The sequence below is a fragment of the Ohtaekwangia kribbensis genome (genome assembly GCF_042676245.1).
GTDB classification, from domain to species: domain Bacteria; phylum Bacteroidota; class Bacteroidia; order Cytophagales; family Cyclobacteriaceae; genus Ohtaekwangia; species Ohtaekwangia kribbensis.
Genome location: NZ_JBHTKA010000007.1, coordinates 100634 through 123957 on the forward strand (window position 1 = coordinate 100634; position 23324 = coordinate 123957).

Sequence of the window (23324 nt, forward strand, 5' to 3'; positions counted from 1 at the left end):
GCCATTTTTAACAGAAATACATGTAAAAGGAATTTTATTCTCAGACTTGAGGACAAGGGATGCATAAAGAGTATTTGTTTTTCAAACTTTCAGGACTGCTGCTACTGCTGCTGGTAACATCGGCTGTTGCACAGCAGGAACCGAAGAGTCGCACCAAACGATATGGTATAAAGGATGGCCTGTCGCAGGGTGTGGTGAATAGCATCATGCAAAACGATCAAGGTCTGATGTGGTTTGCCACTGAGGATGGTCTTAACCGTTTTGATGGCTACTCTTTTAAAGTTTTCAAATACGATCCGGATAACAACCTCGGCCTGGCCGACAACTTCATTCAAAGTATATTTAAGGATTCGGAAGGTATATGCTGGGTATCATCGCGAAAAGGTCTGCATCGCTTTGATGAACGCAAAGAACAGTTCACGCTCTTTAAACATCCGGCCCCGGCAACCAGCGCAGGTCCTAATAACGATGTGAGTTTTATTACCGAGGGCAGTGCAGGTAATTTATGGATTGCCTGGTATGGCGGTGGCTTTGCTTCGTTCAATAAAAAGACAAATACATTTACGCCCTACGATGACCACACGCTGCCGCAGTTAAGCAGTACGCAAACGCTCACACTGCTGGAAGATAAATTCGGATTGCTGTGGGTAGGTACGCAGAACGGTGGTATAGATGTTTTTAAAGTAAGTAAAGGTACCATCGTTAAGAAGCATGAAAGTTTATCGGGTAAAAATCTGTTGCCCTCCATGAACGTTCGCTGCTTCGCAGAAGACGTTTCGGGTAATATATGGATCGGTACAGCCAATGGTTTGGTACTGTACAAACGCCAGGAAAATAAATTCTATACTTTCAACTCCAGTCACTCCGGTATAGCAGGCAAAAGTATATTTACCCTGCTGGCCGACAGTCATGAGAATTTATGGATCGGTGTGCAGGGCGGTGGCCTCTATTCGCTGGACCTGCGGCAGTTCAGCAACCGCGCGTTAGATGATGTGATTTTCAAACACATCGAAAACCTCAACGACTATAATATTTCCAAACGTACCATTCTGTCGCTATACGAAGACAAAGATAAAAATTTATGGGCCGGTACATTTGGCGATGGTGTATACATGATCAGCAGTGTAAAGGAGAAGTTTATAAAAGTACAAACCCGCCAGTATACCAATGCATCGGTAAGCTTTGTGCAATACTATGGTATGTGTTATGATGAAAGCGGAAACCTGTGGCTAGGCACTGATGGCGATGGTATATATAAATCAAGAATTACCGGTGAAGTAGTAAAACATTATAAAGCTGACGGTCGCACACGCGGCCTCACCGACAATGCTATATTGACTGCTTTGCGCGATCATCATAACAACCTCTGGTTCGGTACATACTCACAAGGACTTTTTAAATATGATGCACAGCACGATGCATTTATAAATTATCGCTATGTCGGTGATCAGTCGGGAGGTAAAGATGTGCGTGTGATCTTTGAAGACTCCAGGCACAATCTATGGATCGGAACAAACCGCGGTGGACTTTGCCTTGTAGATGAAGGCACACAGACTTATCGAAATGTACCCGGCTCGGGAGGTATACTTCGTGAAGGTGATATCCGTGCCATTACCGAAGATAAAACAGGAGGTTTGTGGATCGGATGTTATGGTGATGGTCTACATTATTTTGACAGAACTACCGGCAAGTCACAACGGTACTTCCATACGTCAGAGACCGATGATCAATTAAAGAGCAATGTAGTATTTGCTTTGTGCCTGGATCGAAAGGGAAAAGTGTGGATTGGCACCGGTGGGGGAGGACTCAGCGCTTACGACCCGACTGCTAAAATAATTACACGCTTCAGTGAAAAGGATGGACTCGCCAACAACACCATCTACGCTATACTTGCTGATAATGCTGATAACTTGTGGATCAGTACCAACAAAGGTATATCCAAGTACGAAACCGGAAAAGGACAATTCTATAATTACGATGTGAACGATGGTTTACAGGAAGGACAGTTTAACCCCGCCTCTGCACTCTATAATGATATAGCAGGCTATATGTGCTTTGGTGGAACAATGGGCCTGAATATATTTTACCCCGACCAGGTTGTTGAGCATTTAAAAAAACCGAAGGTAATGATATCCGGTTTCCAGTTGTTCAATAAACCGGTTGAAGTGAACAGTAAAAATGAGAATGACTTCGCGCTGGATGAAGTTATCAGTCTTACAAAAGAGATTACACTGAAGCACGATCAATCTGTATTTACCTTTGAGTTTGTAGGTCTCAACTATAGTTACCCGGAGAAGAATAAATATGCCTATAAGCTTGAAGGCCTCGATCACGATTGGAACTATGTGGGCAATCAGCGCTCTGCTACATATCGTTACCTCGAACCCGGCACCTATACCTTTAAAGTAAAAGCTTCGAACCAGGAAAATACATGGAGTGATGATTATGCCAGTATAGGCATTACCATATTGCCTACATTCTGGCGCACACCGCTCGCGTACTTCCTGTATACTATTGTTATCGGTGGATTATGTTTCGCGGTAATGGCGGTTCGCAAAAAACAGGCAACACTGCGCAAGCGACTTAAAATAGAAAAAGCACAACGCAAGCGCGAACGACAACTGGTACAGGAGAAACTGAGTTTCTTTACGGAGATATCGCACGAGTTTCGTACTCCGCTTACATTGATGATAGGCCCATTGGAAGAAATGGTAACGCGGGAGGGAAGTTATACACCCACCGGGCGCAAGTTGAAAATGGTATACCGCAATGCACACAAGCTTCTTAACCTGATTAACAAACTCCTCGACTATCGTAAAATAGAAAGCGGAAACATTGTGCTAAAGGTTACCGAAGATGACATCGTGGCCTTTACCGAAGAAATCTATATAACATTTAAAGAACTGGCCATTCGAAAAAATATAGCCTTCAACTTTCATGCTGATGAGCCTTCACTGATGGCGTGGTTTGATAAAGAAAAGATGGAGATGGTATTGAATAACATAATCTCCAATTCGTTCAAATATATTGGGAAAGGTAATGAGATCAGCATTTCGCTTCGCAAGCAGGTAACGGAGAAATGTCCGCAGGGTAAAATATATATTCGTATAAAAGACAATGGTATAGGTATACCTAAAAAGCAACTGGGAAGTATATTCGACTGGTTCTATAAAGGCGATAGCTCCGGCCCGATGAGTTCTGGTATAGGACTCGCGCTGGCCAAGAAGCTGGTACACCTGCACAAAGGCGAAATATATGTAGAGAGTGTGGAAGGCAGCGGTTCTACATTCAGTATAAAAATTCCATTGGGCAAAGATCATTTCAAGCCGAACGAGATCGTGATCGCTACCAATGAAGATAAATTTTTACTGAACGGAAACGTGAGTCCAGCCATAACGCCACCAACTGCCATGGTGTTGGATGATCATGAAGAAGAAGAGACTACCGGAAAGAAAGGACAACGCAGTCTGCTGATTGTAGAGGACGATGAAGACATTCGCCTGTTTCTGAAAGAATACTTTGAACGCAGTTACCGGATACTCGAAGCGAGCCATGGTAAAGAAGGACTAGCGCTGACAGCGGAACATCATGTCGACCTCATCATCAGCGACATCATGATGCCGGAGATGAACGGTATAGATTTTTGCAAAGCATTAAAGAGTAACATTCGTACCAGTCACATCCCGGTAATTCTGCTTACCGCCAAGACTTCGCTCACGCACCACAAGGAAGGTATAGAAATAGGAGCAGACGCCTATATTACCAAACCGTTCAGCCCGGAGATGCTCACGCTCACCATGAACAACCTGTTGCAGTCGCGCGAGAATCTGAAACGCTTCTATCGGAATTTATTTACAGTTAACGGAAACGGAGCAGCCGCCCCCGAAGCGCACTCGCCCGATGAAAAATTTCTGCAGTCTATTTACGATATTCTGAAAGCTAACCTCGACCATCCGGACTTCAACGTCAACGAACTTTGCGAGTCGCTTAACATGAGTCGCTCACTCTTATATAAAAAGGTAAAGATGCTCACGGGTCTTTCGCCTGTAGAGTATTTGCGATCGTTGCGGATGCAGGAAGCTGCACAGTTACTCAAGTCCAAAAAGTATAAAGTCTTTGAAGTGGTATACATGGTTGGCTTCTCCGACCTGAAGTATTTCCGCCAGTGCTTTGTAAAAGAGTTCGGTTATGCACCTTCCGAATTTCTCAAAGGCAGCGAATCCGCAGATTGACATTTACCCCCCTTATCAGGACAAATCCTGTTGATCAGAAAAATTGCCGGAGTTATCCCTGAAATCAGGCTGTTTACAGCGTTTCCACGGGCAAAATACATCTGCCCCTCACGAAGTATAGATTTCTCCCTCCTTGTAGAAAACGATTTCGGACACCTTTGCAAAGGTTTGCGCCAGTCCAATTGGCTATCAGCCTAAATAAAAATCCTAAACCAACGCTACGGTATGAAAGAGATCTTCAATTCAGGTTAGCAGGGTTCGCTTGCACATCAAATCGCCCGCAAGGGCTCACAAAAAACATCCAAACAAAACCGAACTTATGATCATTAGACATTTACTAAAAAGAACCATGGCACCACGCATCGTCACCATGATATTGCTCGGATGCCTGTACGCTTCGATTCCGCTGTTTGCCCAGAACATTACTGTGAAAGGAAAGATTACATCACAGGATGATGGTGCTGGTTTGCCAGGTGTTAGCATTGTGGTAAAGGGAACTTCGATCGGAACAACAACCGATGCGGAAGGACAGTATTCACTCAGTGTACCCGATCAGAACGCAGTGCTTGTGTTTTCGTTCATCGGGTATAAAACACAGGAAGTTGTAGTGGGCGCTCAAACCACGATCGATATGCCACTCACGTCTGATGTGGAGACACTCTCGGAAGTAGTTGTGGTAGGATATGGTGAACAAAAAAGAGAAACACTTACCGGTTCAGTATCACAGGTAAAAGGTGAAGATCTTGTAAAGAGTCCACAGCCAAACGTATCCAATACATTGGCCGGACGTTTTTCAGGTGTGATTGCCAACAACCGCGGTGGTGAACCCGGATATGATGGCAGTAGCTATAACATTCGTGGTTTAGCAACGACCGGTAACAACGATGTACTCGTGGTAATTGATGGTATACCGGGGCAGTTGGGAGGTCTTGAACGTCTCAATCCAAACGACATCGAAAGTGTATCTATACTGAAAGATGCATCGGCTGCAGTATACGGAAGCCGTGCTGCGAACGGTGTAATTCTGGTAACAACCAAGCGTGGAAAATCCGGAAAGCCTACGATAAACTATAGCTTCAATCAAGGCTTTTCATCACCTACGCGTTTGCCGGATATGGCAGATGCTGCCACGTATGCTACCATTCAGAATGAGATTGATTACTATAACAACAAGGCGGGTGGCATGAACCAGCATTATAGTGAAGCCGAGATTCAGAAATTCCGTGATGGTTCTGATCCTCTTAATTATCCCAATACAGACTGGGCTGATGCTACACTGAAGAAAGTAACCTTGCAGAATCAGCATAACCTCTCCATCAGCGGAGGCGGACAAGATGTACGCTATTTTGTGTCGCTTGGTAAAATATACCAGGACGGTCTCTACAAAAACGGAGCAACAAAATACAACCAGTATAACTTCCGTTCGAATATTGATGCGAACGTTACGAAAGATTTCAAAGTATCTCTCTCGATCGCAGGCCGCCAGGAAGACCGCAAGTATCCTATATACGGAGCCGGAGATATATTCCGCTCAATATACAGAGCGTATCCTACCGTTATAGACCGTTATCCAAACGGACTCCCTTCTACCGGTGTGGAAAATAACAACCCGATGATGATGGTTACAGATGTAGGTGGTACCAATGTGAATCCGCTTAACGTATTCAATGGAATTCTCAAAGCAAGTTATGCTATACCATACGTAAAAGGATTGTCGGTAGATGGATTCTACGCTGTGGATAAAACCTGGAATTTCTCCAAAGCTTTTAGCAAGCCCTATACACTTTACAGCTATAACAGTGCTGATGATGCATATACTCCAATCGTAACCGGAGGATCGTCTGGTGCCGCTAAACTTACCGAATCGCAGGAGAACAACATGATGATCACAGAAAACTTAAAGCTTAACTATGAAAGACAACTCGGTGATCACTATATCAACACGTTTGTTGCGTACGAGCAAAGCAAAACACACCGTGAGACATTTGGTGCTTCGAGATTAAATTACCCAACAGTTGAAACGCCTGAACTGTCACAGGGCGGATCGGCAGCCACCAGTCGCGATAACTCCGGCTCAAGCTATAACTATACCCGCAGAAGCTATATCGGCCGCATAGGCTATAACTTTAAAGAGAAGTATCTCGCAGAAGTGCAAATGCGCGTAGATGGTTCATCTACATTTCCGAGTGGCAATCGCTATGGATATTTTCCTGCTGTTTCTGCAGGCTGGAGAATTTCGGAAGAAGGATGGTTTGCCAACAGCGTTTCGTTCATTAACGATTTAAAGATCAGAGCATCGCACGGTCAGTTAGGAAATGACAACGTAAACCAGTTCCAGTATTTCAATAACTACTCTTTTAATAATACCTATGTTATCGGAAGCGATAAACATCCGGGTATCGACCTGACAAAACTTGCCAACACCAACATCACCTGGGAAGTTGCCAAGAAAACCGATATCGGTTTGAATGCTGTAGTAATGCGAAACTTTACACTTGAATTTATATACTTCATGCAGGATCGCTCAGATATACTAGCGGCACGGAATGCATCTATACCAGGGGTATCCGGTATTGTAAACCCGTATGGAAGTGATCCGCTGGTGCCTTCTGAGAACATCGGTAAAGTTAAAAGCAGAGGTATCGAAACAACGGTGGGATATAAACACCAGGGTGATTTCTGGTATGATATCTCCGCGAACATGACGTATGCAAAAAGTGAAATCGTATTTATCGATGAAGCTTCCAGCGTACTGGATTATCAAAGACAAACCGGCCGCCCGTTAAATACATATTTGCTGTATAATGCCATTGGTATATTCAGAACAACAGGCGATCTGGACAACAACCCGCACCTGTCGAATGCACAGCTCGGTGATTTGATCTACGAAGACTATAACAAGGATGGAAAGATCACAGCCGATGACCAGGTAAGAACCAAGTATGGCAACATTCCTCAACTTACCTATGGTTTGAATATCAGCGCGGGCTGGAAGAACTTCGATATATCTATACTCTTCGCAGGGCAGGCGCGTGTAAGCCAGTATGTATTGGCCGAATCAGGCACCGTAGGTAATTTCTACAGCACCTGGGCTGACAATCGCTGGAGTCCTTCGAACGTGAACGGCAGCTATCCGCGTGTTGATACACGTGCATCAGCTTCTATCAACGGAGGGTTAAACAAAAACAACTTCTGGTTGAACGATGCTTCGTTTATGCGTCTTAAAAATATAGCCATTGGTTATAACGTGCCGGGTGCACTTACATCTAAGTTGCATCTCTCCAACTTGCGTGTATATGCAAATGCATTCAACTTGTTTACCATCACCAAGGTGAAAGATTACGATCCGGAAGGAAGCAGCGAGAGCGGACAATTCTATCCGCAGCAGCGCATTATCAACGTGGGCGTAAACATTCAGTTCTAAAAAATCACGATCATGAGATTCAAATTAACATATACTATACTGGCAGGAGCCGTTGGATTAGCAGGTATGCTTGCCGGTTGTAATAGTGACTTTCTGGATGTAACCGCTACAGACAGAATTTCAGATGATGCGATTGTATCGGATTCTTCACTCTTTGAAGATTATGTGATCAACCGCTATATGGGCGTGCGTCTTCAGGACAAAGAAGCGGAGGGAACACCTCCCGGTTTCGGAAGAGGCTTTGAGTATGCCTTGTGGGCAACGCTTACAGACGAAGCAATTTATAACAACGATGACAACACGTGGGTAATACAACGTGGTTTGCTGGCTCCGGAAAATACAGGTATAGCCGGTACTCTGTGGTCGCGCAGCTATAGAAGCATTCGCGAATGTAACTATGCATTGGAGCAAATGGCAGAAGTTGAAATGACGCAGTCGAGAAAAGATCTGCTTACAGCTGAGCTGAAATTTATTCGTGCATACCGCTACCATGACCTGGTGCGAAACTATGGTTCGGTTGTGCTGATGGGTGATAAGGTATATAACCTGGGCGATGATCTGACAGACGATGCACTCTTTCAAAAATCATCGATTGCCGATGGAATCAATTATATAGTAGCACAGCTTGATGAAGCTGCGGCAGGTCTTCCTGCATCGAACAGCAGCAGCTGGGCGTTGGGGCGCGCTACCAAAGGCGCAGCGCTTGCATTGAAATCAAGAATACTTTTGTATGCGGCCAGTCCGTTGTATAACGCTGGTTCATGGCAAACTGCTGCGGATGCTGCCAAAGCTGTGATGAACATGGGATATTCACTGCACCCAGATTATCAATCATTATTTTTGACTTCATCCAGCAGTGAGATCATTTTCGAAAGACTATATGTGATCGGTGCACGCCACGTATGTCTCGAAATATCAAATGGTCCGAATGGTTACGGTGGCTGGGCAGGTAATACACCGCTGCAAAACCTTGTAGATGCGTATGAAGTAAAAGTGGATGATGATACAGCTGAACCATTCGATTGGGACAATACTACACATGCTACGGCTCCGTATGAAAATCGCGACCCTCGCTTCTATGCAAGTATACTTTACAACGGTGCCGAATACCGCGGCCGTAATGTAGAAACGTTCACACCAGGCGGTCAGGACAGCAAGGATGGTAAAGACAACTGGAATGCATCCAAGACCGGATACTACCTGCGTAAATTCATCGATGACGATTTACCGATCAACAACCCATGGGACGTTGCCGGTATCCAGCCGTGGATATACCTGCGCTATGCTGAAATTTTGTTGAACTATGCTGAAGCACAGAACGAAGCCGTTGGTCCGGATGCATCCGTATACGAAGCGATTAACGCCATTCGTGAACGTGCCGATATGCCTGAACTTCCGGCAGGATTATCACAAAGCGAAATGCGTGACGCTATACGCAGAGAGCGCCAGGTAGAGCTTGCGTTCGAAGAGCATCGCTTCTACGATGTGCGCAGGTGGATGATCGCGATGGAAACTGAAAACGAACCCGCCTATGGTATAAATATCACCAAGAGCGGAAACACACTTACCTACGAACGGAAAGTGGCGTTGGATGGCCGCAAGTTTGAGCAGAAGCACTATTGGCTTCCTATACCGAGAGCTGAAATCCAGTCTTCCGGAAACAAGCTTGAACAAAGTCCGAATTACTAATCGTTTACAATAAGAATCCGGGGGCACTGAAAAGTGCTCCCGGTATTTTTTATTTCCGGCTGGTATACATACTGTTCAATATATTGCCTGCTGAAGTCAGGTATATATTGACTTTATCAGACCAGCATGCTACTGCTTTGATTGCAGGGTTTGATAGTAGTATATATAATGTTAGTTTAAGAAAATAATTTTATGCGTTTAAAATATTTATTGATCGTGCCGGTGATGATCATCGGGAGTTGCTCCCGAAATGATTCCGGTACATCCGTTGTGCCAGACGATACACAGGTAATAACCATTCATGTTGCCGAACGAAAGCAGACCATTCATAATTTTGGAGGATCGGATGCATGGGCTTGTCAGTTTGTAGGACAGTGGCCCGATGAAAAAAGAAACCAGGTAGCAGACTGGTTGTTCAGCATGGAAGAAGATACCAGCGGACAACCAAAAGGTATAGGCCTGTCGTTGTGGCGATTTAACATCGGTGGAGGGAGTGCAGCGCAAGATAATATATCCGATGAGTGGAGGAGAGCAGAAGGTTTTATGAAAGACGATAAGACCTACGATTGGTCTAAGCAAGCCGGGCAACAATGGTTTATACAGGCTGCCAAGCAGCGCGGTGTAAATCAGTTTGTTGGTTTTGTCAATAGCCCTCCGGTACAACTTACTAAAAATGGAAAAGCTTTTTCGAGTGATGGTGAACGTGCCAACATCAGTGCTGCAAACTATACGAAGTATACCGTGTTCCTGGCAGATGTTGTAAAACATTTCCGCGATCAGGGTATAGCATTGAATTACCTCAGCCCATTTAACGAACCGCAGTGGGACTGGACCGGCAATAACCAGGAAGGTACACCCTATACCAACCAGGAACTGTATGATATAACGAAGAAGCTTGATTCTGTTATCACGGCACAGGGGCTTGATACAAAAATACAAATAGCAGAAGCTGCTAAAATGAATTACCTCTATGAACTTGCTGATAAAGCAACACGCGGAAACCAGATTGAAGATTTCTTCACTCAAAGTTCACCGCGGTATATGGGTAATTTTCCGAATGTAGACAAGATCATTTCCGCACATAGTTATTTTACGTCTGCCCCCATGGAAACCGTAATCTCTGTACGGAAAACCCTGGCTGCGAAAATTGAACAGGCAGCCATACCGTTGGAATTATGGCAGAGTGAATATTGTGTACTGGGCGACCAGGAAGAGATTCCTGGTCCCGGTAAAGATACCGGCATGACTACCGCACTATATGTAGCACGCCTCATTCATCATGATCTTACTGTAGCGAATGCAGCCGCATGGCACTGGTGGACATCACTTTCAGCCTACGACTATAAAGACGGACTGGTATATGTAGAGAAAAATAAAACCAATGGCAATGTAGAAGAAACGCGCCTGCTCTGGGCACTTGGAAACTATAGCCGGTTTGTTCGCCCCGGTTCGGTGCGCGTTGGTGTAACGGCAGAAGGTGTTGATATAAATAATGCACGTGGTCTCATGGTATCATCTTATATTCATGAGGAGAGTGGCAAACTTGTTACCGTGGCGATTAATTATAGCAACAATGATGTATCGTGCAAGCTGGAAGTGCCGGGCTATAGCCTGGATACATTCAAGCCCTATATCACTTCCGGAAAAGATGGCGAGACACTGAAACCTCTTTCCGCAGTGAGCAGTGATGATGTGATCGCGTTCCCGAAGAAATCCGTCATCACACTGGTAAGCGATTTGAACAAATAGTAGTATAGATATCCCAAACCCTATATACACTGTTTCGATGAGACTGAAATTTTTAAACTATATACTGGCTGTTATGGCAGCCGGTATTTTTTATGTCCAGGTATATGCACAGGATTCCCGCAGCGTATTGTTTAATGCAAACTGGAAATTCAACAAAGGCGATGTTACCCGGGGCGAAAAAATTACGCTGGACGATAAAGCGTGGCGAACACTCGACTTGCCTCATGACTGGAGTATAGAAGGTCCCTTCAGTGACGAATGGGCCAGCGGTACTGGTTATCTGCCGGCCGGTATTGGCTGGTATAGAAAAACATTTAGTTTAACACCGGAGCAGCTGAACAAAACTATATACCTATATTTTGACGGTGTATACAAGAACAGCGAAGTCTGGATAAACGAACAATATGTCGGCAAACGTCCCAATGGCTACGCATCTTTTTACTACGATATTACACGTCACCTGAACCCGAAAGGTACGAATGTTGTCGCGGTGAAAGTAGACCATACCGACTTTGCAGATTCACGCTGGTATAGCGGCTCCGGTATCAACCGTAATGTATATATTGTTGCAACCGAGCCTGTGCACACCGCTATATGGGGTGTAGCGTTTACAACGCCATCGGTATCCGCAGCGCGTGCTGATGCACGGGTATCAGTCAATGTCCAAAATAACTCAAAGAGCACAGCGGATACGCGCGTTGTAACGGAATTGCTGGATGCCAGTGGAAAAGTTACCGCTACGACCGAAACCAATGTGCAGGTTGCAGCTGGTAAAGCTGCTGATGCCGTTGTAAACTTTACCGTAGCAAAACCATTGTTGTGGTCAGTAGAAGATCCTGCACTATATCAATTGCGCATCACCCTATATAGTAAAGGAAAGAAGATGGATGTTGTGACGGAACAGGTTGGTTTCAGAACGTTTCGTTTTGACGCAGACAAAGGTTTTTTCCTCAATGACAAGAATATAAAACTGAAAGGTCTTTGCATTCACGATGATGGCGGGGCACTCGGCTCTGCAGTACCGCGCGATGTATGGGAGCGGAGGTTGAAGACGTTCAAAGAGATGGGATGTAATTCCATTCGCATGAGTCACAACCCGCATCAAGATTACCTGTATGACCTGTGCGATAAACTTGGATTGCTGGTACAAGACGAAGCCTTTGATGAATGGGAAGTTGGCAAGAATAAATGGATCAAAGGCTGGAATGTTGGCACGCCGGGTAAAGATGGCTATAACAAAGATTTTAAAGAATGGGCTGATCGCGATGTGCGCGATATGATTTTGCGTAATCGTAATCGCACCTGTATCATTATGTGGAGTATAGGAAACGAGATTGATTATCCGAATGACCCCTATACACATGAAGTGTTAAACACCGGTAGAAATCCGCAGATATATGGCAAAGGATATCAGGCGGGCAATCCACTGGCCGGTCGGTTGGGAGAAATAGCAACGAACTTGGTGCAGGTAGTGAAGCAATATGATACAACACGTCCGGTTACAGCAGCACTGGCAGGCGTGGTAATGTCCAATATGACAACCTATCCGGAAGCGCTGGATATAGTCGGGTATAATTACCAGGAGTATCGTTACCCGGATGATCACAAGCAATATCCCAAGCGCATCATCTACGGAAGTGAGAATGGTAAATCGTATGATGCATGGGCTGCTGTGGCGGACAATGACTATATTGCTGCACAATATTTATGGACCGGTATAGATTTTATAGGCGAAGCACGAGCCTGGCCCGTACGTGCCAGTGGAGCAGGACTTGTTGACCTGGCCGGATTTCCAAAAACAGAATATTACTATCGTAAAAGTCTGTGGACATCGGAACCAATGGTATATCTTGCATCTGTTAAAATTTCAGGTGAACGCAGGCGAGGCGGATGGGCAGAGTCTCATTGGAACCATACAGCAGGCGATTCCGTAAATATAGTTTGCTATACCAATACAACGGAAGCAGAATTGTTCCTCAACGGTACATCGCTGGGACGTAAAAAGCTGAGTGATGCATCCAACAAAGTGATTGTCTGGAAAACCGTTTATCAGCCCGGGGAGCTTTCGGTTAAAGGGTATAATGATGGAAAGGTTGTTGCAAATTATTCATTGAAGACAGCGGCAAAAGCCAGTCAGGTAAGCGCGGTCGCAGACCATGCGTCCATAACGGCCAATACCCATAGCGTTGCGCACGTTGCTATTCATGTTACGGATGAGAGCGGCATAACAATACCGGCTGCTGACAATGAAGTTACGATCAGCATCGATGGCCCTGGCAAGTTGATTGGACTTGAAAGCGGAGATCTTGCAAGTCACGAAGATTACAAAGCCAGCAAGCGAAAAGTATATCACGGAAAACTACTCGCCTATATACAAGGAGTGAAACCAGGCGTGGTGAAGATCACAATTTCGTCACCGGGTCTAAAGACAAGCATTGTTGAGATTACAGTGAAATAAATTTTTAACGTGACAGTTCTGACAGGACTGTCATGTCTTTTTAGGTGGATTGTGGAAAGTTGTTTGAATGTTTTTAAATGTAATTAATACACTTATATTTGTTAGCGGGATATATTGGTATAGTCAAATCCTGTTCAAGTATGAATCGAGTACTCTCCTGTCTGGCACTTCTGATGCTTATAGTGGTTGCAGCCACTGCGCAAAAGAAGAAAGCTACGCCTCCGGGCGAAAAAGATATGCACGCTTACCTGCTGGTATATTTTAAAGATGATACGCATAGCCTGTACATGGCGTTGAGTGCCGATGGCTATACATTTACCGATATCAATAATGGCGAACCGGTGATTGGAGGCGATACCATTGCTCTTCAAAAAGGAATACGCGATCCCTATATTATGCGTGGTCCCGATAACACGTTTTACCTCGCGATGACTGACCTGCACATATTTGCAAAGAAGGCCGGCTTGCGCGATACAGAGTGGGAGCGTGATGGTAAAGATTATGGGTGGGGTAATAATCGTGCGCTGGTGTTGATGCGATCAACCGACCTTCTACATTGGTCGCGAACCAACTTGCGTGTAGACCAGGCGTTTCCCGGTTTGGAGAATATCGGTTGTGCGTGGGCCCCGGAAATGATCTATGATGCACAGAAGAAAAAGATCATGCTATATTTTACCATGCGGTACGGCAATGGTAACAACAAGCTATACTATAGCTATATGAACGATGCGTTCACGCAAATGGAAACAGCACCCGAACTGTTGTTTCAATATCCGAAAGATGTAACCTATATCGATGCGGATATTACAAAAGTGGGCGATCAATATCACATGTTCTATGTGCCGCACGATGGTGCTCCCGGCATTAAGCAGGCAGTGTCTAAATCCATCCATAGCGGGTATGTATATGATTCTGCGTGGTATGATCCGGAACCAAAAGTATGTGAAGCTCCTACCGTATTCAAGCGTATTGGTGAAAACAAGTGGGTGCTGATCTACGATATATATGGTATACAGCCGCATAACTTCGGGTTCAGTGAGACATCGGATTTTAAGAATTTTAAGAACCTCGGCCACTTTAACGAAGGCGTTATGAAGGCTACCAATTTCTCATCACCTAAACATGGCGCTGTCATTCACCTCACGCGCGAAGAAGCCAATCGCCTGGCAGCGCAGTGGAAGCTCAGGATGAAGTTTTAGCACCGTGCAACCATTCTTCTGTAAACTATAGTCTGTAATTAATATTCAGTTTGAAATACAACCGTCAATGAAAACGTTTCTAAATGCCCTGGCTGCTATACTGGCAGCTTTCTGTATCACCTGTTGCACGAGCAAGCAGGATGCAACTTTATTAAGCCCGGATGGAAAACTACAGGTAACGATAACCCTTGCGGATAGCGGTGCTATATACTATACCCTCCATCGAAACGGAAGTCCGGTAATGAAGTCTTCGAGACTGGGACTTATTCGCGAAGATGAAGACTTTTCTGTAAATATGAAATTGGTAAGCATAGCGGAGACTGAACCGGTAAAAGACAGCTATACCATGTTACATGGCAAGAAGAATCAGTATAGCTATGATGCCAATAAGAAAGTATACCATTTCGAAAACAGCAATCATCAAAAGCTTGATATAGTTTTTCAGGTTTCGAATGATGGTGTAGCATTTCGCTATTATTTCCCGGATGCTTCTGAAGATCTGAAAAAAATCACGCAGGAAGTAACATCGTTTTATTTCTCTGATGAAGGTCGCGCCTGGATACAGCCGCGGGCAAAAGCTAAATCAGGTTGGGAGTCTTCGAACCCTTCATACGAAGAGCATTATCTTCAGGACACAACTGTAAATACACTTGGCACATCCGAGACAGGCTGGATATTTCCTGCACTGTTTAAAGAAGGTGACAACTGGATTCTTATTTCAGAGACAGCTCCCGACCGCGATTATTGTGCTTCGCGTTTGCTGCGGGGCGAACATGCGGGAGAGTTAGCGATCGGTTTTCCGGAAGCGGTAGAAAGTTTTCCCGGAGGTCCGGTATATCCACAGTCCAAATTACCATGGCAGACACCGTGGAGAATTATAGCCATCGGGTCATTGAAGACTATTGTTGAATCGACACTTGGAACCGACCTCGCCAAGCCTGCTATAGATACCAATACAGACTATATTAAACCGGGAAGAGCTTCGTGGAGCTGGGTATCGTTGAAGGATGATTCGATTGTATACAATGTGCAGAAGCGATTTATAGACTATGCGTCTGATATGAAATGGGAGTATTGTCTCATTGATGTGAACTGGGACACCAAGATTGGTTACGACAGTATCAAAGCATTGGTGGACTATACAGCATCGAAACATGTCGGAATTATACTCTGGTATAATTCTGCTGGCAGCTGGAATACCGTGAAGTATCATCCACGCGATCTGTTACTGACGAAAGAAGGTCGCGAAAAGGAATTTTCACGAATTGCCACGATGGGCGTGAAAGGTATAAAAGTTGATTTCTTCGGTGGTGATGGGCAATCGGTGATGGCGTATTACCAGGATATACTTGAAGATGCAGCGAAACATAAATTACTGGTGAACTGCCATGGTTCTACCTTGCCCCGTGGTTTGCAGCGCACATATCCGAACCTGGTAAGTATGGAAGCGGTGAAAGGAATGGAGTTCGTAACATTCTCCCAGGCAGATGCTGACCTGCAACCGAATCATTGTGCCATGTTACCGTTTACACGCAATGTATATGACCCGATGGATTTTACACCGGTATATTTCTCGGAAATACCTAATGTACAACGAAAAACAACACAGGCATTTGAACTTGCTCTCGCGATATTGTTCCATTCCGGGGTTCAGCACTATGCCGAAAAACCGGAAGGCATGCGCGCTGTACCGGACTATATACAAACACTGATGCGTGATATCCCCGTTGCATGGGAAGAGACTCAATTTGTAGATGGTTATCCTGGTAAATATGTAGTGATGGCGCGTAAGGTCAAAGACACTTGGTATATAGCCGGTATAAATGGTGAAACGGCAGACAGAGTATTAACGCTTAATCTTCCATTCCTTAGACAAGCCAGGGGCGTACTTACAACCGAAGGAAGTGATAGCCGGTCTTTCAGTCAACAGGAAGTTGCTGTAGATGATGCCGGTTCATTGGCCATCACTATAAAAGGCAATGGCGGCTTTGTTGTTCAGGTAAAATAGCGGGGCAGATTCTGCAATCCGTAAAAGTATATATATCAAAAATAAAAGGTTGGCGCGAATGCCAACCTTTTTGCTTTTATAAAGTAAATGAACACTTCGTTATTTTAAACCATAGAGTTCAACGTGCGCTTTTTCACCGCGGTAATTCGGAAGCGTTTTATAAGTGAAGGCAACTTTCTTTAAATCTTCGTTAGCATTTTTCAGATCGAAAGATTTTGTTTCACCACCTGCCTGCAACTGGTTGGCAACAGCCAGCTCCTGCGTTGCGCCCGATTCATAGTATACAATTACCTTGTCGATGTTGATCGGGGCATCCGTAACTTTTAATTTGATCGACTTGAATTGATCAGCTCCCATTACTACAATGGATTCGTTTTCTTTTTTGAAATCAGCTTTTACTTCACCGATCTTGTGCCATCCGGGTTTGCTACTGGTAACAATACCAGGGTCCTGTGCGAACGCTACATTGCTGAGTACAGCAAATACGAGAATAAAACCAAAGACTTTTTTCATAGCATGTATATTTTAAGTTGATGTTTAAAATCACAGCGTAGGTGAAAAATCGGTGCCCGGTATAGTTGGCTGGAAATTGTGGTCGCTTGTAGATTTTATTCCCGGATAAATTGGAAAATTGGAAAGTTGGAAGATTGAAAGATTAAGGAGATTGGCATTCTTTTTTATTTCGTAAGCTTTTCCCCGTTTTGAAACATACAGATGATTGCGGGGTGAATATGCTACAAAGTGTTTAAAAAAGAATCCGGTGGATTTACCGGATTCTTTTTTCTGTGCTTTTCAATATGCAGATATACTATGCGTGCACGTTGTTGTTTTGTATACCGCTTACTAGTTCTAATGTAAAATTGTCTTTCGGTTGTACGTAGGCAACTTTTGGAATAATGGTGGCGCCTACTTTTCTCTTTTCGAAAGAAGCAGTCATACCAAAATCAATTTTCCTGAACCCGAGTTGTTGTGCACGCTTGATCGTTTGGTATAGCAACTGCCGGTATACCTGGTACTGCTGGATATACTCGTAGTCCATGCCTATAAATGAAGGTACATACGTGATGCCGAGATTCTTGTAGCAGAACATTACGCCTACGGGTATACGTTCTTCATGCCGATTATATTCTTTTTTCAAATAGGCAACGATAAACTCCCAGTTCGGATCTTTCGCCATGTTGGCAAAAAGCTTTCGCGGAAACGAGAAGGTGTTGAGGTCGAAGTTTCGCGACCGTACATTTTCATAGAGTGTATAAAATATATCGATATCCTGTTCGCTTGCGTTTTGTTTATACTCGATATCAAAGTATTGTTCAAAAGGTAGTATATCACTTCGGAAGTGCTTGCGTGATCGAGCCGATAATGTAGAAAGGTATTCTTCCGGTGTCTTCCAGGTTATACTTTCAACGATACACGATTCGGGCATATCTACTTTAATAAATCCCCGGTTGTGAAAGAATTCATTAAGCTCTTCATCCTGTTTGAAATCACGAAGCGCCAGCATCGATGTATCCAGTTTTTCATCCAGCACTTCGAGGTGATGAAGTAACAATCGCAGGGCATCATTCCAGGCTGCGTGCTCACGATTTATATAGCATTGTTCTCCTTCGGTAAAGAGCGATCCCATTGCCAGCACCGATGATGTGAGGTGATAGGGATTTTGTTTTCGCTTTTCTTCAATTTGTTTGGAGACAGCCGCGGGTGCCAGCATATCATCTTTCCATAAGGCCTGACAAAAAAATGTAGCGAGTACCACGTGTTGTTGTTTATCGCGAATGATGATATAGTGAAAAGACCAGTTGTGTTCATCCCGCTCATTGTTATGAAATGTCTCCTCCAGGAAACGAAGTCCATCCCAATCGAACACACTGTTACCGCCCATCCATTTGTTCCACTCATCTTTATTCAGTGCGTGTATAGAAGTTTCGTGTTGTACCGTAAGGTCTTCTTTTACCGGCACTATATCTTCCTGATCTTTTACCGGCTCAATCGGTAGATTAAATGCTTTTCTTACTTTGTTACGTGTAGTGGCGGTATCTTCCAATGATTTCGGATAATGATATACCATGGCTTCTGCCAGGGCTTTCATTTCTTCACGCTGGTTGTGCCGTGAGATAGTAAGGCGCACACCTGTATTTTTTACCGGTACACCGGGATATATACCAAGGTTTACAAAGAAACCTTCCTTCATCAACCGGTTCACAAAATTATAGCCGGTAACAGGCATGCCGGTGCCTATATAAAATACAGGACAATTGTTCTTCTCGATCAACGGCAGGTCTGTACGACTCAGCAGGGAGTTGAAGTAATGAATGTTATCTGCGAGTTGATTCTGCATAACATATATATCTTCGGATAAATGTATATCTGCCGATGCACATGCTGCAGCGACAGAGGCAGGTTCAAGTTGTGCCGAGAAGGTGAGCGGTCCTCCGAATGTTTTTATTCTCCGGTGCATATCGGCATTGGAGCAGACGAGAACAGCTCCGCTCGCACCAAATGATTTGCTTAATGTGCCAAAGAGTAATACACGATCGGGGAGTGTTTTCAACTGGTCCATCACATAGCCTGTTCCGTTTTTACCAACCCAGCTCATGCCGTGTACATCATCGAAGTACAAATGCAGCTGCGGGTATTTTTCATAGAGAAACATCAGCTCGGGAATGGGAGCACAGTCTCCATACATGGAATATATACCATCGGCCAGGTACCAGATTTTACTACAGCGTGTACTGAGCTCTTTGATTTTGTCTTCGAGCATATCCAGGTTGCTGTGGCGAATTAATTCTACAGGTATACCACGTGGTTTTAGTAATTGACAGGCATTGTGCATGCTCCAGTGCGCCTGGTGATCGATGATCACAGCGTCTTCATCGCGCACAACACACGGAATTACGCCAATGTGGCCGAGGGTACTGTTCTTGGTAACAACGATAGGGTTATTGTACATTTGGAAGAGTCGCTCTTCCAGCGCGCGGTACAGTACAAATGAGACATACGATTTGGAAAGCGGGAATTGTGTTCCGTATTTCTCGATCGCTTCGATGGCTGCGCGTTTAAGTCGCGGGTCCTGTTCGAGCCCCAGGTACCCCGTTGTACCAAAATGGAAAAGATCGCGATCGCCTATGCGAATGCGTCTGCCGGTAAACTGTTCGTCTTCGGAGTATAAATGAAGAACTCCGCTTTTCATGGCATCGGTGAATACTTCGTCAACGGTGTCCAGAAAATTATTGTGCTTGAATTTAGCCATAGATAGGTATGGATGGTGGTGTCTGAACTATATTAAAGATAATGCCATATAGCATATCTTCAGAGTAAATCAACAGAATGATTCGATCTTTTAACGAGGGAAGTATAATTTGCATATAACTCCGCAACGAATGGAAAATTGACTAAAAGTTTTATCTTTATAAGAGTTAAAGAATGCTATGGACAAATCACGGTTTGAAAATGAATATGCCAGTTTCTGGATTGAAGCAGGCATTGTATATTTCGTTTATAAACCCAACTCAGTTGTAAGCCTGGAAGCGGCCAGGAAAATTGTTGAAGACCGCATCAAATTTCAGAAGCAACAAGACTTCCCGATATATTGTGATATACGCGGCATGAAGAGTGCTGATAAAGAAGCACGTAATTACCTTGCCAAAGAAGGTTCTTCTTACGCCCGTGCCGTAGCCGTAGTAGTCGATAGTCCCATGTCAAAGATCATTGGCAATATTTACCTCGGCCTGAATAAACCCATTACTCCGAGTCGTTTATTCACAGACGAGAAGGATGCCGTAGAGTATCTGAAACAATTCGCAACGCAGTATACTTAACTTTACCATGATGAAGTGGCGGGGGCTTTATCCGGTAACGAAAAATAGAACGATGCTCCTTTATTTACTTCACCCTCTGCCCACACGTTGCCACCATGTTTGGTGATGATGCGCTTAATGATGGCGAGTCCTATACCGGTGCCTTCAAATTCACGCACACTATGCAGTCGTTGAAAAACACCAAAGAGTTTATCAACATATCGCATGTCAAATCCAACACCATTGTCTTTTACAAAATATATAGTTTCGTGATCGCCTTTGGTAGAGCCAATTTCTATCTCCGGTGATTCGGCCTTACCGGAATACTTGATGGCATTGGTAATAAGATTTATCCATACCTGCGTGAGTAAGGCATGATCGCCATAACTGGAATGCAGCGCGCCCAGTCGTATCGTTGCGCTATGTGTAGTGTTGTGATTGATATCAGCGATAACGCGCTCTACCAATTGTACCATATTCACCGAAAGCTTCGGCACTTCTTTTCGACCCAGTCTTGAAAAGTCCAGCAAGTCATCAATGAGCTGTCCCATTTTCTTAACGTTCTTCTGAATGGTATTGAAAATGGTTCTGGCCTCATCATCCAGGTTTTGAATATAGCTTTCCTCCAATATATTGGTATAGCCACTTACTGCGCGCAAGGGTGCTCGCAGATCGTGCGATACAGAATAGGAGAATGATTCAAGCTCCTGGTTCGCGGCTTCGAGTTGAACTATATTATTCTGAAGCCGTATGGTAAGTTGTCGTATTTGCTCACCGGTTAATTTTTCGTTGGTGATGTCGCGTTCTGTTATGGCAACCGATACTTCACCGCTGGTTGTATCGATGATGGGAGAAGATGAAAGAAGAACATCCAGTATATTTCTGGATTTGGTGATGCGTTTGGTTTCACGCGATTCTATTTTTTCTCCGTTCAATACATAGTGCATCAGTTCTTCTGATTCGTGTTGCAGATCAGAGGGCACCAGTTCCCATATTTTTAGTGTGAGTGCTTCTGCTTCCGAGTAGCCATACATTTGCTGCGCGCCTTCATTCCACGAAAGTATATCTCCGTTGCTGTTGTGAATATAGGTAGCGTCTCTCGACTGCTTTACAATGGTAGCCAGGTGATTCCGTATTTTCTCTGATTCTTTGATAGCCGTGATGTTGCGTGCATTGAAGAACCATTTACCTTTTTTGTTCGCAACATTCCACTGCAGCCACACGGGCTTTTGCGATTTGCTATAGGACTTTGTCTCGAACAGAATACGTTCATCATTTTGTGTCTGCAGTTGTCTCAGCCGATGCTGGTCTTCTTCTGATACCAGCGAGAGTAGCGATGTGCCCAGAAGTTCGTCCGGAGTATATTCCAGCAGATTGGTAAAAGCATAATTTACTTCTTCAATGTTAAACGTAGCGGCATCCATGATACCGATGATGTCTACACAGTTGTTGATGAGCAATGCAGACTTTTCGAGTATGTTATTCTTTTCGATCAGTTCTTTTTTCTGCAGATATAGTGTCAGCAACACATCTACTTTTGCGCGGGTAACTGCTCGGTCTAAAGGTTTGTAGAGATAATCAACGGCACCTTCTTCCAGTCCTTTGATCATAAAATTGCTGCCCTTCTTTTCTGCGGAAGCAAAAATGATGGGTATATCGCGGGTTTGCTTTTTGGACTTCAGTATGTTGGCTACTTCAAAGCCATCCATACCGGGCATTTGTACATCGAGTATAATGAGATCAATTTCATGCTGTAAAGCTATCTTCAGTGCTTCGTTACCGGTGTTGGCTTTAAAGAATACTCTTCCGTCTTTCGCCAGCAACTCTTCCATTACCAGTATATTTTCCGGGCGGTCGTCTACCAGAAGAATAGCAGCAGTTCTATTTGTGAGCACCTCCATAGGGAACCAGTTTTTATGTTGCACGTTATGCTTGGCCATTGCTGGCACACTCTTCTTTCATGTATAAATTTTCTTTCTCATCAATCTCCTTAAAATATTCCTTTTTGTCGGTAAATAAAAGCGTTTCTTTGCTACCTAACCCCAGGAACCCTGCGTTGCTGAGCGACTGGTAGAACAGGTCGATAACCCGGTTTTGCAATTGCTGGTTGAAATAAATAAGTACGTTGCGACAAAGTATACATTGAAATTCTCCAAAGGTCTGGTCAACGGCCAGGTTATGCGGCGCGAATACAATATTGTGCCGTAGTGATTTATCAAACATGCTGAAGTTATACTTCGTTGTATAGTACTCTGAAAAAGAACGCTCGCCACCCGATGTTATATAGTTGGCCGTATATAGTTTCATGTTTGCCACGGGGTAAATAGCTTCACGTGCTATCTTGAGTGATTGCTGATTGATGTCGGTCGCATAGATGATCGTGCGATCCAGTAAATTATTTTCCTTCAGCAGAATGGCTATCGAATAAGCTTCTTCTCCTGTAGCACAGCCGGCAATCCAGATCTTGATGGTGGAATATACCGTGAGCGCATGCATGATCTTTTTACGCAGTGCGTAGTAGAAGGAGGGATCCCGAAACATTTCCGTAACCGTAATCGACAGATACTGTATGAATTTTTCGAGTATATATTCATCGTCCTTAATCATGCTCCCCAGCGTGTCGAGTGAATCTATTTTCTGGTGATCCATGAAGGATATACTTCTCCGCATAAGCGAAGACTCCTGGTAGTTGGTAAAGTCGTATCCATAGTCTGAGTGGATTGACTCAAAAAACTTTCTGAATTCGTCTGAGCTTGCGCGCATATAGA

Annotated in this window: 12 protein-coding genes; 8 read left to right on the top strand and 4 right to left on the bottom strand. The window is 44.2% G+C overall.

Annotation, left to right across the window (positions count from 1 at the left end; translation table 11 throughout):
- Window positions 1-59 precede the first annotated feature (59 nt).
- The 7 genes from ACFQ21_RS15700 (at window position 60) to ACFQ21_RS15730 (ending at window position 16759) form a co-directional block, all read left to right on the top strand.
- Entirely contained in the window at window positions 60-4232 is a 4173-nt protein-coding gene (locus ACFQ21_RS15700) for a hybrid sensor histidine kinase/response regulator transcription factor (protein WP_377580224.1), read from the top strand.
- A gap of 319 nt (window positions 4233-4551) precedes the next feature.
- Window positions 4552-7656, top strand: coding sequence for a SusC/RagA family TonB-linked outer membrane protein (locus ACFQ21_RS15705; protein WP_377580225.1), 3105 nt, complete (start codon window positions 4552-4554; stop codon window positions 7654-7656).
- Between the two features lie 12 nt (window positions 7657-7668).
- Window positions 7669-9345: a RagB/SusD family nutrient uptake outer membrane protein gene (locus ACFQ21_RS15710; RefSeq protein ID WP_377580226.1), complete on the top strand. Its 1677-nt coding sequence runs from the start codon at window positions 7669-7671 to the stop codon at window positions 9343-9345.
- Between the two features lie 192 nt (window positions 9346-9537).
- Entirely contained in the window at window positions 9538-11094 is a 1557-nt protein-coding gene (locus ACFQ21_RS15715) for a glycoside hydrolase (protein ID WP_377580227.1), read from the top strand.
- A 37-nt stretch (window positions 11095-11131) separates the two neighbouring features.
- On the top strand, window positions 11132-13552 hold the full coding sequence (locus ACFQ21_RS15720; RefSeq protein WP_377580228.1) for a sugar-binding domain-containing protein: 2421 nt from the start codon (window positions 11132-11134) through the stop codon (window positions 13550-13552).
- A gap of 140 nt (window positions 13553-13692) precedes the next feature.
- A complete protein-coding gene (locus tag ACFQ21_RS15725; RefSeq protein WP_377580229.1) occupies window positions 13693-14751 on the top strand; it encodes a glycoside hydrolase family 43 protein in 1059 nt (352 codons plus the stop codon).
- Between the two features lie 67 nt (window positions 14752-14818).
- Window positions 14819-16759: a glycoside hydrolase family 97 protein gene (locus tag ACFQ21_RS15730; RefSeq protein ID WP_377580230.1), complete on the top strand. Its 1941-nt coding sequence runs from the start codon at window positions 14819-14821 to the stop codon at window positions 16757-16759.
- A 99-nt stretch (window positions 16760-16858) separates the two neighbouring features.
- On the opposite strand, the gene ACFQ21_RS15735 is transcribed toward ACFQ21_RS15730, so the two are convergent.
- Window positions 16859-17272, bottom strand: a complete 414-nt coding sequence (locus ACFQ21_RS15735; protein ID WP_377580231.1) for a hypothetical protein — start codon at window positions 17270-17272, stop codon at window positions 16859-16861.
- 295 nt (window positions 17273-17567) lie between these two features.
- Entirely contained in the window at window positions 17568-20009 is a 2442-nt protein-coding gene (locus tag ACFQ21_RS15740) for an aminotransferase class I/II-fold pyridoxal phosphate-dependent enzyme (protein WP_377580232.1), read from the bottom strand.
- A gap of 178 nt (window positions 20010-20187) precedes the next feature.
- Between ACFQ21_RS15740 and ACFQ21_RS15745 the strand changes: the two genes are divergently transcribed.
- Complete coding sequence (locus tag ACFQ21_RS15745) at window positions 20188-20577, top strand: DUF7793 family protein (RefSeq protein ID WP_377580233.1); 390 nt, start codon at window positions 20188-20190, stop codon at window positions 20575-20577.
- 2 nt (window positions 20578-20579) lie between these two features.
- Here ACFQ21_RS15745 and ACFQ21_RS15750 read toward each other — a convergent pair whose 3' ends face one another.
- Together ACFQ21_RS15750 and ACFQ21_RS15755 are read right to left on the bottom strand one after the other, a co-directional pair.
- Window positions 20580-22457: a PAS domain S-box protein gene (locus ACFQ21_RS15750; RefSeq protein ID WP_377580234.1), complete on the bottom strand. Its 1878-nt coding sequence runs from the start codon at window positions 22455-22457 to the stop codon at window positions 20580-20582.
- Window positions 22458-22482: 25 nt separating this feature from the next.
- Window positions 22483-23319, bottom strand: a complete 837-nt coding sequence (locus ACFQ21_RS15755) for a CheR family methyltransferase (protein ID WP_377580235.1) — start codon at window positions 23317-23319, stop codon at window positions 22483-22485.
- Between the last annotated feature and the right edge of the window lie 5 nt (window positions 23320-23324).